Consider the following 16155-nt stretch of genomic DNA (forward strand, 5'->3'; position numbering starts at 1 on the left):
TCAGCGCTCGGCGTCGCGGCCGAGCTCGTTGTCGATGAACGCCAGGACCTCGTCGGCGCTGGCCGCCTGGATCCGGTCGGCGACCGCGACCTCCTCGGTGCCCGCAGCCGTCCCGCCGTACTGGGACAGCAGGTTGCGCAGCCGGGCCGAGGCGCCCGAGCGCGCCCGCTGCTCCGGGTCGCTGGCGGCCAGCAGGGATTCCAGCCGGTCGAGCTCGCCGAGCAGGACGTCCACCGGGTCGGCTTCGGCGCCGAAGAGCTCCTCGGCGAGGAACGCGGCGAGCTCGGCGGGTGTCGGGTGGTCGAACACCAGCGTCGAGGGCAGTTTCACGCCGCACGCGGCCGACAGGCTGTTGCGCAGCTCGACCGCGGTCAGCGAGTCGAACCCGACCTGGCGGAACTCCTTGTCCGGGTCGACGGCCTCCGGTGAGGCGTGGCCGAGCACCCCGGCGGCGTGCCCGCGCACCAGACCCACCAGGTGCCGCAGCCGCTCGTCGGGGTCGAGCCCGGCGAGGCTGCTCGCCAGGTCGACCTCGGGCTGGGCCGCGGGTTCGGGACCGCTGATCAGCCCGCGCAGCACGGCCGACACCGGCCCGTCGCTGCGTCCGCCGACGATGCGGGCGGCGACCAGCAGCGCCTCGTCCCGGCCGGTGGCCTGGTCGAACAGGGCCAGGCCCTGAGCGACCGACAGCGGAGGCATGTCGGACCGCCCGATCCGCTCGGCCGCGCCGTCGGCCAAACCGCCGGTCATGCCGACGGATTCGGTCCACGGGCCCCAGGCCAGCGAGGTCGCGACCAGTCCCCGCGCCCGGCGGTGCTCGGCGAGGGCGTCGAGGAAGGCGTTGGCGGCCGCGTAGTTGCCCTGCCCGGCGGAGCCGATGACCCCGGCGATCGACGAGTAGAGGACGAACGCCGCCAGGTCGTGCTCGCGGGTGGCCTCGTGCAGGTTCCACGCGCCGTCGACCTTCGGCCGCAGCACGGTCTCCAGCCGTTCCGGTGTCAGCGACGAGACGATGCCGTCGTCGAGGACGCCCGCTGCGTGCACCACCGCCGTCAGCGGGCGGTCCAGACCGGACACGAGCCGGTCCACGGCCTCGCGGTCGGCGAAGTCGCAGGCCGCGAGCGCGACCTCGGCGCCGTGCTCGGCGAGCTCGTCGCGGAGTTCGGCCGCTCCCACGGCGTCCGGGCCGCTGCGGGACGCCAGCAGCAGATGCCGCACGCCGCGCTCGGTGACCAGGTGCCGGGCGAGCTCGGCGCCCAGACCACCGGTGCCGCCGGTGATGAGCACCGCGCCCTCGGGATCCCAGTCGCGGGGTTCCGCGCGGTCGGTGAGCCGGTCGAGCCTGCCGACCAGCGGTGTTCCGCCGCGCAGCAGCACCTGGGTCTCGCCGGAGTCGAGCAGTCCCGGCACCAGCGGCAGCGCGTCCGGCTCGTCGAGGTCGACCAGCAGGAACGTGCCGGGGTTCTCGGACTGGGCCGAGCGCACCAGGCCCCACGCGGTCGCGGCGCCGAGGTCGTCGCCGCCGACCGCGCCCCGGGTGGCGAACACCAGGCGGCTGCGGGTGAACCGGTCGTCGGCCGACCACTCCTGCAGCAGCCGCAGCACCGCTGCCGCCATCTCGTGCGCGGCGCGGGCACCGGTGGTCTCGCCTACCAGCGGCACCAGCACGACGTCGGGGACCTCGTCGTCGGCGATCGCCGCGAGCGCGGAGGCGGCCACGACCTGGTGCCCGGCCTTGTCCAGCGCCACGGCGGCCCCGAGCACGTCGTCGCCGAGCACCGCCCACCGGGTCTCCTCGCCCGCGACCGGGGTCCCGGCGGGCACCCAGTCCAGGTTCAGCAGCGAATCCCGTTGCGCCGCAGCGTTCTTCTCCAGCGGAGTCGGCCAGAAGCGCTCGTGCTGGAACGGGTAGGTCGGCAGCGGCACCCGCCGCGCGCCGGAGCCGGTGAACAGCCGCTCCCAGTCGACGCGCACGCCGGTGACGAACAGCCGGGCCAGCGCGGTCACCGCGCACGTCTCCTCGTCGCGGTCCCGGCGCAGCATCGGCACGCACCCGTCGACCAGGGCGGAGAGCACGCCGTCCGGGCCGACCTCCAGGAACGCGTCGGCACCCGCTTCCCGCAGCGCGGCGACGCCGTCGGCGAAGCGCACCGGCTCGCGGACGTGCCGCACCCAGTACTCCGGCGAGGCCAGCTCTTCGGGCGAGGCGAGGCGTCCGCTGAGGTTGGACACGACCGGGATCTGCGGTGCGCCGAAGTCCAGTTCCGCGACGACCGCGCGGAACTCGTCCAGCACCGGTTCCACCAGCGGCGAGTGGAACGCGTGCGAGACCGGCAGCTGCCGGGTGCGGCGGCCCTGCTCGGCGAAGCGCTCCGCGACCGCCAGCACGGCGGGCTCGGCGCCGGAGAGCACCACGGAGTCGGCGGCGTTGATCGCACCGATCGCGACCTCGTCGCTCAGGTGCGGCGTCACCTCGTCCTCGGTGGCCTGGACGGCGACCATCGCGCCGCCGGCGGGCAGCGCCTGCATCAGGCGGGCCCGGGCCGTGACCAGCCGGCAGGCGTCGGTCAGCGACAGCACCCCGGCGACGTGCGCCGCGGTGATCTCGCCGATGGAGTGGCCGCCGACGAATTCCGGTGTCACGCCCCAGGATTCGGCGAGCCGGTGCAGCGCGACCTCGACGGCGAACAGCGCGGGCTGGGTGCGCCCGGTGCTGTCGAGGGCGTCGGCGTCGGTGCCCCAGATGACCTCGCGCAGACCGTCGTCGAGCTCGGCCAGCACGGCGTCGAGGGCGTCGGCGAACACCGGGAACCGCTGGTAGAGCTCGCGTCCCATGCCGAGGCGCTGCGATCCCTGCCCGGAGAACAGCACCGCCACCGAGCGGCGACGGGCCTCTCCCCTGGCGATCTCGCGACCGTCGAGCAGCACCGCCCGGTGCTCGAACGCCGAGCGGCGCAGCAGCGAGGCGCCCACGTCGACCGGGTCGTGCTCGACGGCCCGGAGGCGTTCGATCTGGTCGTCGAGGGCTTCCGGCGTCTTGGCCGACACCACCCACGGCGCCGCGACCGGCCGCCGTTCCTCGGCGACCTCCTCGAGTTCGGGGGCGCGTTCGAGGATGACGTGCGCGTTGGTGCCGCTGATGCCGAACGACGACACCCCGGCGCGCGCGGGCCGCTGCGCCGAGGGCCACTCGGTGGCGTCGGTGAGCAGCTCGATGTCGCCCGCCGACCAGTCGACGTGCGTGGACGGTTCGGTGACGTGCAGCGTCCGCGGCAGCACGCCGTGCCGCAGGGCCATCACCATCTTGATGACCCCGGCGGCACCGGCCGCGGCCTGCGTGTGCCCGAGGTTCGACTTCACCGACCCCAGCAGCAACGGCCGCTCCCGATCCTGACCGTAGGTCGCCAGCAGCGCCTGCGCCTCGATCGGATCACCCAAAGTCGTTCCGGTGCCGTGGGCTTCGACGGCGTCCACATCGGACGACTCCAGACCGGCGCTGGCCAGCGCCTGCCGGATGACCCGCTGCTGCGACGGCCCGTTCGGCGCGGTCAGCCCGTTGGAGGCGCCGTCCTGGTTGACGGCGCTGCCCCGCAGCACCGCCAGCACCTCGTGGCCGTTGCGCCGCGCGTCGGACAACCGCTCGACGACCAGCACGCCGATGCCCTCCGACCAGGCGGTGCCGTCGGCGGTGTCGGAGAACGGCTTGCAGCGGCCGTCGAACGCGAGCCCGCCCTGCTGGGTGAACTCCATGAACGCGCCCGGCGTCGACATCAGCTGCACACCACCGGCCAGCGCCAGCGAGCACTCGCCGTTGCGCAGCGCCTGCATCGCCACGTGCAGCGCCACCAGCGCCGACGAGCAGGCGGTGTCGATGGTCATCGCCGGGCCCTCCAGCCCGAGCACGTAGGACAGGCGGCCGGAGATGATGCTCGGCGAGGTACCGGTGCCCGAGTACCCGGCCATGCTCAGCTCCGAACCGAGCACCAGGTGGGCGTAGTCCTGGCCGCTGGCACCGACGAACACGCCGGTGCGGCTGCCGCGCAGCGACACCGGGTCGATGCCGGCGCGCTCCAGCGCCTCCCAGGACAGCTCCAGCGTCAACCGCTGGTGCGGATCCATCGAGACGGCCTCGCGCGGCGAGATCCCGAAGAACGCGGGGTCGAAGTCGGCGATGCCGGAGATGAACCCACCGCAGTCGGTGGCGCTGTTGCCGGGCCCGTCACCGGAGAGCGAGTCCAGGTCCCAGCCGCGGTCGGTGGGGAACGGGCCGATCGCGTCGCGGCCCTCGGTCAGCAGCTCCCACAGCGCCTCCGGCGTGTCGGCGCCGCCCGGGAAGCGGCAGCTGAGCCCGACGATCGCGATCGGGTCGTCGCGGACGTCGAGGCCGGTCAGCGGCTCGTCGACGGCTTCGACGTCGGCACCGAAGAGCTCGCCGAGCAGGAACTCGGCCATCTCCAGCGGTGTCGGGTAGTCGAAGACCAGCGTCGCGGGCAGCGTCAGGCCCGTGGCCGTGCCGAGCCGGTTGCCCAGCTCCACCGAGGTCAGCGAGTCGAAGCCGAGCTGGCGGAACTCGCGCTCGGCCTCGATGGCCTCGCCCGACGAGTGCCCCAGCACCGCCGCCGCTTCACCGCACACGAGGTCCACCAGCGCCCGCTCGCGCTGCGCCGGCGGAACGCTCTGCAGCTGCGAGGCGACCGCGGCGCCGTCGGTGCCGGACGCGGCGACGCGGCGGCTGCCGCGCACCAGGCCCTGCAGCATCGGCGGCAGCATCCCGGTCAGCGCCCCGGTCCTAATCTGCGCGGGCACCACCAGCGGCTTGTCGACGCCGGTGGCCAGGTCGAACAGCCACAGGCCGATCTCGATCGGCAGCGGCGGCAGCGCCGACTGCTCCAAGCGTTGCAACTGCCGGGCGTCCATCGTGCTGGTCATGCCCAGCGAGGAGGCCCAGGCGCTCCACGCCAGCGACATCGCGGGCAGCCCCAGGTCGCGGCGGTGCGAGGCCAGCGCGTCGAGGAAGCTGTTGCCCGCGGCGTAGTTGCCCTGGCCGGGCGTGCCGAGCAGACCCGACACCGACGAGTACAGGATGAACGCGGCCAGGTCCTGGTCGCGGGTGAGCTCGTGCAGGTGCCAGGCGGCGTCGGCCTTGGGCTTGATGACCTTCTCCAGCCGCTCGTGGGTGAGCGAGCCGATCGCGCCGTCGTCGAGCACGCCGGAGGCGTGCACCACCGCCGTCAGCGGACGCTCCACAGCGGACAGAACACCGGCCAGCGCGTCGCGGTCGGCGAGGTCGCAGGCCTCGATCGCCACGGTCGCGCCGTGCCCGGTGAGCTCCTCGCGCAGCTCCGCGGCACCCGGGGCGTCCGGGCCGCGGCGGCTCAGCAGCAGCAGGTGCCGCACGCCTCGGGTGACCACGAGGTGCCGGGCGAGCTCGGCGCCCAGACCACCGGTGCCGCCGGTGATGAGGACCGTGCCGTCGGGGTCCCAGCCCTCCGGCACGGTGAGCACGATCTTGCCGATGTGCTTGGCGCGGCTCATGAACCGGAACGCCTCGCGGGCCCGCCGCACGTCCCAGGAGCGGATCGGCAGCGGCTCCAGCACGCCCCGGCCGAACAGCTCCAGCAGCTCGACCAGCATCTGCTGGATGCGCTCGGGTTCCACCCAGCCCAGGTCGAAGGGCAGGTAGCGGATGCCGGGCAGGTCCGCCTGGTCCCGCAGGTCGGTCTTGCCCATCTCCAGGAACCGGCCGCCGTCGCCGAGCAACCGCAGGGACGCGTCGATGAACTCGCCGGACAGGGCGTTGAGCACCACGTCCACGCCCTGCCCGAAGCGCTGCTCGAACTCGACGGTGCGGGAGGAGGCGATGTGGTCGTCGGGGATGCCGAAGCCGCGCAGCACGTCCTGCTTGCCCTCGCTGGCGGTGGCGAAGACCTCCGCGCCGAGGTGCTGGGCGAGCTGGATCGCGGCCATGCCGACACCACCGGCACCCGCGTGGATCAGCACCTTCTCGCCGGGTCGCACGGCGGCGAGGTCGACCAGCGCGTGGTAGGCGGTGAGGAACACCAGCGGCACCGAGGCCGCGACCTCGAACGACCAGTCGTCGGGCACCCGCGCGAGGTGCCGCTCGTCGACCACGCCCAGCGGGCCGAAACCGCCGGACAGCATGCCGAACACCCGGTCGCCGACCCGCAGGTCCGCCACGTCCGGACCGGTGTCGACCACCACGCCGGCGGCCTCGTTGCCCAGCAGACCGGCCTCGCCCGGGTACATGCCCAGGGCGTTGAGCACGTCGCGGAAGTTCATGCCCGCGCCCCGGATCGCGACCCGGACCTGCCGCCCGGCCAGCGGTTCCCGGACCTCCGGGCAGGGGGTGAGTTCGAGGTCGTCGAGGCTGCCGCGGTGGGCGATGTCCAGCCGCCAGGAGCCGCCGGTCGGCGGCACCAGACCGCCGTCGGTGGCCATCCGGGCCAGCCGCGCCGCGTAGGCGTCGCCGCCGCGGACCACCAGCTGCGGTTCGCGGGTGCCGAACATGCCGGGCGTGACGGCCGCGTCCGGGTCGAGGTCGATCAGCTGGAACCGGCCGGGCTGCTCGGCCTGCGCGGAGCGCACCAGGCCCCACACCGAGGCCGCGCCGAGGTCGGTGATCGGTTCGCCGTCGATGGACACCGCGCCCCGGGTGACGAACACGATGGGCTTGCGGGCCTGCTGGAGCATGTCCAGCACGCGCTTGGTCTCGACGTGCGCCGATTCGGGGTTCATGCCGCCGGTGATCTCGACGAGGTCGGCCGACGGGCTCTCCACCGAGTCGTCGACCTCCACCGGAACCCACTCGACCCGGTACAGCGGGTCTTCGACGGGCTTCACCGACGCCGGCTCGTCGGTCGAGGGGGTGCGCACGACCAGCGAGGACACCGACATCACCGGCTTGCCCTCGACGTCGACCGCGGCCACCGACACGCCCGACCGGCCCGACCGGGACAGCCGCACCCGGAGCCGGGACGCGCCGATGGCGTGCAGCGACACCCCGTCCCACGCGAACGGCAGGCCCTGTCCGGCGTCGTCGAGGAACCCGATCGCGTGCAGCGCCGAGTCCAGCAGCGCCGGGTGCACGCCGAACGAGCCCGCGTCGTCGATGGTGTCGGGCAGCGCGACCTCGACGTAGACGTCCTCGCCGCACCGCCAGGCGGCCTCGAGGCCCTGGAACACCGGGCCGTAGGACAGGCCGCTCTCGTGCAGGCTGGTGTAGAAGCCGTCGAGGTCGATCTCCTCGGCCCCGTTCGGGGGCCACTCGGTGGTGTCGAGCTCGGCGGTGTGGGCGCCGGAGACGAGCGTGCCGCTCGCGTGCTGGGTCCACTCCTCGGTGTCGGCGGGCCGGGCGTGGATGCTGACCGCTCGGCGACCGCTGTCGTCGGGGTCCTGCACCCGCACCTGCACGTCGACGGCGTCGCGCTCGCCGAGCACCAGCGGCACGACGATGCTCAGCCCGTCCACCCGATCGCAGTCGACCATGTCGCCGGCGCGGAGCGCGAAGTCGAGGAAACCGGTGCCGGGGAACAGCACCGCGCCGCCGACGACGTGATCGGCCAGCCACGGGTTCGTCGACACCGACAGCCTGCCGGACAGCACCAGCTGCTCGGTCCCGGCGACGGTGACAGCGGCGGTGAGCAGCGGGTGCCCGCCGCGGGTGAGCCCGAAGGCCCGCGCGTCGCTGCGCCCGGTGCCGGAGGTCTTGGGCCACAACCGCTTGTGCTGGAACGGGTAGGTCGGCAGGTCCACCAGCCGCGCCCCGCTCCCGGCGAACCAGGCGTCCCAGTCGACCCGCACGCCCTCGACGTGCAGACGGGCCAGCGCGGTGATCGCGGCGATCTCCTCGTCCCGGTCCTTCCGCAGCACCGGCACGGCCCCGGGCACCATCGCCGACAGCACCCCGTCCGGCCCGACCTCCAGGAACCGGCTCACCCCGGCCTCCCGCAACGCCTCCACGTTGTCGTGGAACCGCACAGCCTCCCGAACATGCCGCACCCAGAACTCAGCCTCGGTCACATCCCCCCGAACCTGCACCGGAACCCGAGGCTCCCGGAACGACAGGCCCTCAACGACGCCCCGGAACTCATCAAGCATCGGCTCCATCAACGCCGAGTGGAAAGCATGAGACACGCTGAGCCGCTTGAACTCCCAGTTCTTGGCGACCGCCATCACGGCGTCCTCGTCCCCGGCCAGAACGACCGACTCCGGTCCGTTGACCGCCGCCAATGAGATGACACCCGATCGAGAATTGCCATTTTCGTGGGGTCGAATACCGGAGTTTTCGGCGGGTCGAATACTCCGGTATTCGTCCCCCCGAATCTGGGAGTTTTTGACCGCAGCACCATCACCCGACAGGAACGGCCGCACCTCGGACTCACTGGCGCGGACCGCGACCATCGCGCCGCCCGTGGGCAGGGCCTGCATCAACGAGGCTCGGGCCGAGATCAACGTGCAGGCGTCTTCGAGGGACAACACGCCCGCTACATGGGCCGCGGCGACCTCACCGATCGAGTGACCAGCGAGGTAGCGGGGGCGGACACCGAAAGACTCGACCAGGCGATAGAGGGCGACCTCGATCGCGAACAAGGCCGGTTGAGCGACACCCGTTTGGTTGAGGGCGTCGGCGTCGTCGCCCCACATGACCTCTCGGACCGACGGGTCGAGGTGGGTCAGGGCCTCGTCCAGGGCGTCGGCGAAGACCGGGAAGCGGGCGTACAACTCCCTGCCCATGCCCAGGCGTTGCGAGCCTTGGCCGGAGAACAGCATCGCCAGTGGCCCTTCGGTGGCGACGCCTCGGGCGATCTCGGTGCCGTCGAGCAGCACCGCGCGGTGGTCGAAGGTCGCGCGGCCGGTCGCCAGCGTGTAGCCGACGTCGAGCGGGTCGGCCTCGACGCGGCGGATCCGCTCGACCTGCTCGTCGAGGGCCTCCTCGGTCCGGGCGCTCACCAGCCACGGGGTCGAACCCGATTCCTCGCGCACCGGCGGTTCGGGGGTCTCGACGGATTCGAGGATGATGTGCGCGTTGGTGCCGCTCATGCCGAACGACGACACGCCCGCGCGGCGCGGCCGGTCCGCGACCGGCCACTCGGCGGGCTCGGTGAGCAGCTCGATCCCCCCGGACCAGTCGATGCGCGAGGACGGTTCGGTGACGTGCAGCGTCTTCGGCACCAGCCCGTTGCGCATCGCCATCACGACCTTGATCACGCCCGAGGCGCCGGCCGCGGCCTGCGAGTGACCCAGGTTGGACTTGACCGAGCCGATCAGCAGCGGGTGCCGCCGGTCGTGGTCGTAGGCGGCGACCAGCGCCTCGGCCTCGATCGGGTCACCCAGGGTCGTTCCGGTGCCGTGCGCCTCGACCACGTCCACTTCGGACGGTTGCAGCCGGGCGCTGGCGAGCGCTTCGCGGATGACGCGCTGCTGCGACGGGCCGTTGGGCGCGGTGAGGCCGTTGGACGCGCCGTCCTGGTTGACCGCCGAACCGCGCACCACCGCCAGCACCTGGTGACCGTTGCGCTCGGCGTCCGAAAGTCGTTCCAGCACCAGCATTCCGACGCCCTCGGACCAGCCGGTGCCGTCGGCGTCGTCGGAGAAGGCCTTGCAGCGCCCGTCCTCGGCGATGCCGCCCTGCAGCGAGAAACCGCCGAAGCTGGTGGGTGTGGCCAGCACGCTCACACCCCCGGCCAGCGCCAGCGAGCACTCGCCGCCGGACAGCGCCCGAGCCGCCATGTGCAGCGACACCAGCGCCGACGAGCAGGCGGTGTCGACGGTGATCGCCGGCCCCTCCAGCCCCAGCACGTAGGACAGCCGGCCGGACAGGACGCTGGCGGCCAGGCCGGTGCTCGCGTGGCCCTGCAGGTCTTCGTTGGCGGCCATGACGATCTGCTGGTAGTCCTGCCCGTTGGTGCCGACGAACACGCCGGTCCGGCTGCCGCGCAGCGACGACGGGTCCACCCCGGCGCGCTCGAACGCCTCCCAGGAGGTCTCCAGCAGGAGGCGCTGCTGCGGGTCCATCGCCAGCGCCTCGCGCGGCGGGATCCCGAAGAACTCGGGGTCGAAGTCGGCGACCCCGGTGAGGAATCCGCCCTTGCCGGTGGAGCTGGTCATGCCCGCCAGGTCCCAGCCGCGGTCGGTCGGGAAGTCGCCGATCGCGTCCCGGCCCTCCACCAGCATCCGCCACAGGTCCTCGGGCGAGTCGACGCCGCCGGAGTAGTGGCAGGCCATGCCGACGATCGCGATGTCGTCGTCGGCGCTCAGCGGCGCGGCCTCGGTGACCTGGACGGGTGCGGGCAGGTCGGTGTCGTCGAGGAGTTCGGTGACGAGGTGGTCGGCGAGGACGCGCGGCGTGGGGTGGTCGAAGACGAGCCCGGTGGGCAGTCCCAGCCCGGTGGACTCGATCAGCCGGTTGCGCAGCTCGACGGCCGTCAGCGAGTCGAATCCGAAATCGCGGAAGGCCTTGTCGGGGCTGATCGCGCCCTTGTCGGCGTGCCCGAGCGCGGCGGCGGCGTGGGTGAGCACGAGGTCCAGCAGCACCTCGACGCGGTCGCCGGGGTGCGTGCCGCGCAGCTGCCCGCGCAGTTCGGCGCCGCGTTCCTCGCTGTCGTCGGCCGAATCCAGCCTGGCCAGCACGTCCCGCGCCTCGGGCAGCTCGGCGAGCACCGGGCTGCGGCGCAGGCTCAGCAGCGCGCCGAGCACGCGCGGGCGGTTGAGGTCGGCGACGATCATCGCGGGGCTCGCCTCGGCGACCGCGCGGCGCAGCGCCGACAGCGCGAGCTCGGGGTCCAGCGTGGAGGCGCCGAGCCGGCGGATCTCCTCGGCGGCACCGGTCCTCGACGCCATGCCATCGCCGGTCCAGGCGCCCCAGGAGATCGAGGTCGCGGGAAGCCCGGCAGCGTGCCTGCGGTGCGCGACGGCGTCCAGCACCGCGTTCGCGGCGGCGTAGGTGCTCTGCGAGGGGCTGCCGACGGCGCCGGTGACCGAGGCGAACAGCACGAACGCCGCGAGATCGAGGTCGCGGGTGAGCTCGTCGAGCAGCAGCGCGGACTCGGCCTTGGCGCGGACGACCTCGTCGAACCGCTCGGGCGTGAGACCTTCCAGGAACCCGTCGTCGAGCACGCCCGCCGCGTGCACCACGGCGGTGACCTCGGACAACCCGGACAGGACCTGTCCGAGCGCGGTGCGGTCGGCGGCGTCGCAGGCCACGACCGAGACCTCGGTACCGGTCTCGCGGAGTTCCTCGCTCAGCTCGGCCGCGCCCGGCGCGTCGGGGCCGCTTCGGCTCAGCAGCACGACGTGCCGGGCTCCGCGGCGGGCGACGTCGCGGGCCACGTGGCGGCCGAGCGCGCCGGTGCCGCCGGTGATGACGACGGTGCCCGACGGTTCCCATTCGGCCTGCTCGGTGAGGCCGCCCTCGGGGGCCTGCACGATCCGGCGGCCGAAGGCGCCGCCCTCGCGGAGGGCGACCTGGTCCTCCCCGGAGCCGCCGTCGAGGATCGAGGCGAGGCGCGCGGCGGCGCGCTCGTCGAGGGGCTGCTCGGGCAGGTCGACCAGACCGCCCCAGCGGCGGGGGTGTTCGAGCGCGGCGACCCGGCCGACGCCCCACACCGCGGCCTGCCACGGGCTGAGTTCCGCGTCCGAGCGGCCGACCGACACGGCTCCGCTGGTCAACGTCCACAGCGGGGCCGTGATGCCGACCTCGCCGAGGGCCTGCACGAGAGCGGTGGTGCCGAGAACCGGTGTCAGGTCGCCGGGATCGTCCAGGGCCAGCAGCGACACGACGCCGGTGAACCCGGTCTGCGCGGCGCCGATCCGCTCGGCCAGGTGGGCTCGGTCGAGGGCATCGACCTCGCAGGTGACGGCGGAGTCGAGCGCCCCGACCACGGCCAGCGCGCGCGGGTCGTCGGCGAGGTGCCGGGGCACCACGACCAGGTGCGTTCCGGGCCGGGCGGTGGGCAGGCCGGTGAGCGGCCGCCAGGTCTCGCGGTGCCGCCAGGAGTCCACCTCGGTGCGCGCCCGGCGGCGGCTCCGCCAGGCCGACAGAGCGGGCACGACGGCGGCGACGGTCTCGTCGTCGAGGTCCAGGGTCGCCGCGATGGAGTCCAGGTCCTCCCGCTGCACGGCCTCCCAGAACGCCTGGTCGGCGGGGTCGGCACTGGTCGTCGCGGGGTCGGCGAGCTCGGGCCAGAAGCGCTCGTGCTGGAACGGGTAGGTGGGCAGGTCGACGGACCGGCCGCCCGCGAACATCGTCGACCAGTCGACGTCGACACCGCTGACGTGCAGCCGCGCCAGCGCGGTCAGCAGCGCGGTCCGCTCGTCCCGGTCCTTCCGCAGCGCGGGGATCGCCCCGTCGACCATCGCCGACAGCACGCCACCGGGCCCGATCTCCAGGAACGAGCTCGCCCCGGCCTCCCGCAACGCCTCCACGTTGTCGTGGAACCGCACAGCCTCCCGAACATGCCGCACCCAGAACTCAGCCTCGGTCACATCCCCCCGAACCTGCACCGGAACCCGAGGCTCCCGGAACGACAGGCCCTCAACAACGGCCCGGAACTCCTCCAGCATCGGCTCCATGAGCGCCGAGTGGAAAGCATGAGACACGCTGAGCCGCTTGAACTCCCACTTACTCGCGACCTCAAGAACGGCGTCCTCGTCCCCGGCCAACACGACCGACTCCGGGCCGTTGACCGCAGCCAAAGAGATGACACCCGTTCGAGAATTGCCATTTTCGTGGGGTCGAATACCGGAGTTTTCGGCGGGTCGAATACTCCGGTATTCGTCCCCCCGAATTTGGGAGTTTTTGACCCCGGGAAGATCACCCGTTAGGTACGGCAGGACATCGGACTCGGTCGCACGAACCGCGACCATGACCCCACCTGAGGGCAGGGCCTGCATCAACGAGGCTCGGGCCGTGATTAACGTGCACGCGTCCTGGAGGGACAACACGCCAGCGACGTGGGCTGCGGCCACCTCACCGATCGAGTGACCTGCGAGATAGCGGGGGCGGACTCCGAAGGACTCGATCAAGCGATAGAGGGCGACCTCGATGGCGAACAGGGCCGGTTGCGCGACACCCGTTTGGTTGAGGGCAGCCTCGTCTTCGCCCCACATCACCTCTCGGACCGACGAGTCCAAGTGGGACAGGACCTCGTCCAGCGCCTGTGCGAAGACCGGGAAGCGGGCGTACAGCTCACGGCCCATGCCCAGGCGTTGGGAGCCCTGGCCGGAGAACAGGAATGCCGGGGTGTGGTCGGTGGCGACTCCCCTGGCGATCTCCAGGTCGTCGAGCAGGACCGAGCGGTGCTCGAAGGTGCTGCGGTGGGCGAACAGCGAGTGGCCGATGTCGAGCGGGTTGCCGTCGAGCGCGCGGACGCGGTCGAGCTGGGCGTCGAGGGCGGCCTCGGACTTGGCGCTGACCAGCAGCGGAACCGGACCGTCGGGCTGCTGCTCGACGGTGTCGGGCTCGCTGACCGATTCCAGGATCACGTGCGCGTTGGTGCCGGACAGGCCGAACGAGGACACGCCGCTGCGGCGCGGCCGGTCCAGCTCCACCCACGGCGTGGCCTCGGTGGCCAGCTCGACGGCGCCGGCGGACCAGTCGACGTGCGAGGACGGTTCGGTGACGTGCAGCGTCTTCGGCACGACCCCGTGCTGCATCGCCAGCACCATCTTGATCACCCCGGCGACACCGGCCGCGGCCTGCGTGTGCCCGAGGTTCGACTTGACCGCGCCGAGCAGCAGCGGGTGCTCCCGGTCGCGCCCGTAGGTGGCGATGAGCGCCTGCGCCTCGATCGGATCACCCAAGGTCGTCCCGGTGCCGTGCGCCTCCACTGCGTCCACATCGGACGGCTCGAGGCCGGCGTTGGCCAGGGCCTGCCGGATCACCCGCTGCTGCGCGGGCCCGTTGGGGGCGGTGAGCCCGTTGGAGGCACCGTCCTGGTTGACCGCGGTGCCGCGCACGGTGGCGAGGATCCGGTGACCGCGCCGTTCGGCGTCGGAGCGGCGCTCCACCACCAGCACGCCCACGCCCTCGGACCAGCCGGTGCCGCCGGTGTCGTCGGAGAACGCCCGGCAGCGGGCGTCGGCCGCCAGACCGCCCTGGGCGTTGAACCCGGCGAAGTTCATCGGCGTGGACATCACGGTCACACCGCCGACCAGCGCCAGCGACGACTCGCCCGCACGCAGCGACCGGGCCGCCAGGTGCAGCGCCACCAGCGACGACGAGCAGGCGGTGTCGACGGTCAGCGCGGGCCCTTCCAGCCCGAAGGCGTAGGACAGGCGCCCGGAGATGACGGCGGCGGCCAGGCCGGTGCTGGAGTGCCCCATGATCTCCTCGCGGGAGCGGAGCACCAGGTTGGTGTAGTCCTGGCCGTTGGTGCCGATGAACACGCCGGTGTCGCTGCCGCGCAGCCCGGCGGCGTCGATGCCGGTGCGCTCGACGGCCTCCCACGCGACCTCCAGCAGCTGGCGCTGCTGCGGGTCCATCGCCACCGCCTCGCGCGGCGAAATCCCGAAGAAGCCGGGGTCGAACTCGGCGGCACCGTCGAGGAATCCGCCTTCTGAGGTGGCGCCGGAGGCGAGCGGGTCGTGCTCCCAGCCGCGGTCGGTCGGGAAACCGGAGATCGCGTCGGTGCCGTCGGCGAGCAGCTGCCAGAAGTCCTCGGGCGAGCGCACTCCACCGGGGAAGCGGCAGCTCATGCCGACGATGACGATCGGGTCGTCGCCGGTGTCGGCGTGCTGCGGGGCGGGTCCGAGGTCGTGCTGCTCGCCGAGGAGTTCGGCGAGCAGGTGCTCGGCGAGCTCAGCGGGCGTCGGGTGGTCGAAGGTGAGGGTGGCGGGCAGCGTCAGGCCGGTCGCGGCGGCGAGCCGGTTGCGCAGCTCGATCGCGGTCAGCGAGTCGAAGCCCAGGGCCCGGAACTCCTTGTCGGCGCGCACGTCCGCGCCGGAGGCGTGCCCGAGCACCGCTGCGGCTTCGGTGCGGACCACCTCGGTGACGTGGCGCAGCCGGTCCTCGGCGCGCAGCCCGGCCAGCGCGTGGGCCTCGGCCGTGCCGCGACCACCGGCGGCGGTCGGCCGTCCCGGCCGCACGAGACCGCGCAGGATCGCCGGAACCTCTCCCCCGGCGGGCCGGGCGCCGGTCGCCAGCGGCACGAGCAGTTGCGCGTCGGAGGCGACCGCGGCGTCGAACAGCGCCAGGCCCCGCTGCACCGACAGGGTCGGCATCCCGCGCAGGTCGGCCAGCGTGGAGGTCATGCCCGCGCCGGCCTCCCACGCGCCCCACGCCAGCGACAGCGCGGGAAGCCCGAGACCGCGCCGGTGCGCGGCGAGCGCGTCGAGGTAGCTGTTGGCGGCGGCGTAGTTGCCCTGCCCGGCCGAGCCCATCACCCCGGCCACCGAGGAGTACACGACGAACGCGGCCAGGTCGTGGTCCTGGGTGAGCTCGTGCAGGTTCCAGGCGGCGTCGACCTTCGGGCGCAGCACGGTGCTGAGCCGCTCGGCGTCGAGCGAGCCGATCACGCCGTCGTCGAGGACACCGGCGGTGTGGATCACGGCCGTGAGCCGCACGGTGTCCAGCAGGGCGGCGAGGGCGGCGCGGTCGGTGACGTCGCAGGTCGCCACGGTCACCTCGGCGCCCAGCCCGGTCAGCTCCTCGCGGAGCTCGGCGGCGCCCGGCGCGTCGGGGCCGCGGCGGCTCACCAGCAGCAGCTTGCGCACACCCCGCTCGGCGACGAGGTGCCGGGCCAGGGCGGCGCCGAGCCCGCCGGTGCCGCCGGTGATGAGCACCGTGCCGTCGGGATTCCAAGCGCCGTAATGGTTTTCGCTCAGCTCGGCGCGCGCGAGGCGTGCGACCCGGGCCTGTCCTTCGCGGACGATCACCTGCGTCTCGCCCGCCTCCAGCAGCGCGGGAAGGCCCGGCAGCAGTGCGGCGGACTCGTCGGCGTCGTCGAGGTCGACCAGCAGGAACCGGCCGGGGTGCTCGGTCTGCGCGGCGCGCACGAGTCCCCACGCGGCGGCCGCGGCCGGGTCGTCGCCGGAGACGGCTCCGCGGGTGAGGAACACCATCGCGGGCTGTCGCGAACCCGGTTCGGCGACGCGCTCCTGCAGCAGGGTCAGGACGCGGGCGGTGAGGTCGTGGAC

At 73.3% G+C, this 16155-nt stretch carries 1 protein-coding gene (cut by a window edge); it reads right to left on the reverse strand.

The features are described from left to right. Window positions 1-16155 carry the 3' portion of an SDR family NAD(P)-dependent oxidoreductase gene (locus BM424_RS29450; protein ID WP_425442009.1) on the reverse strand. The gene runs 3726 nt beyond the window's last position, so 16155 of the gene's 19881 nt are visible here — the last part of the coding sequence; its start codon lies beyond the right edge, outside the window — the gene reads right to left on this strand; the stop codon is at window positions 1-3.

The organism is Saccharopolyspora flava (assembly GCF_900116135.1).
GTDB classification, from domain to species: Bacteria; Actinomycetota; Actinomycetes; order Mycobacteriales; family Pseudonocardiaceae; genus Saccharopolyspora; species Saccharopolyspora flava.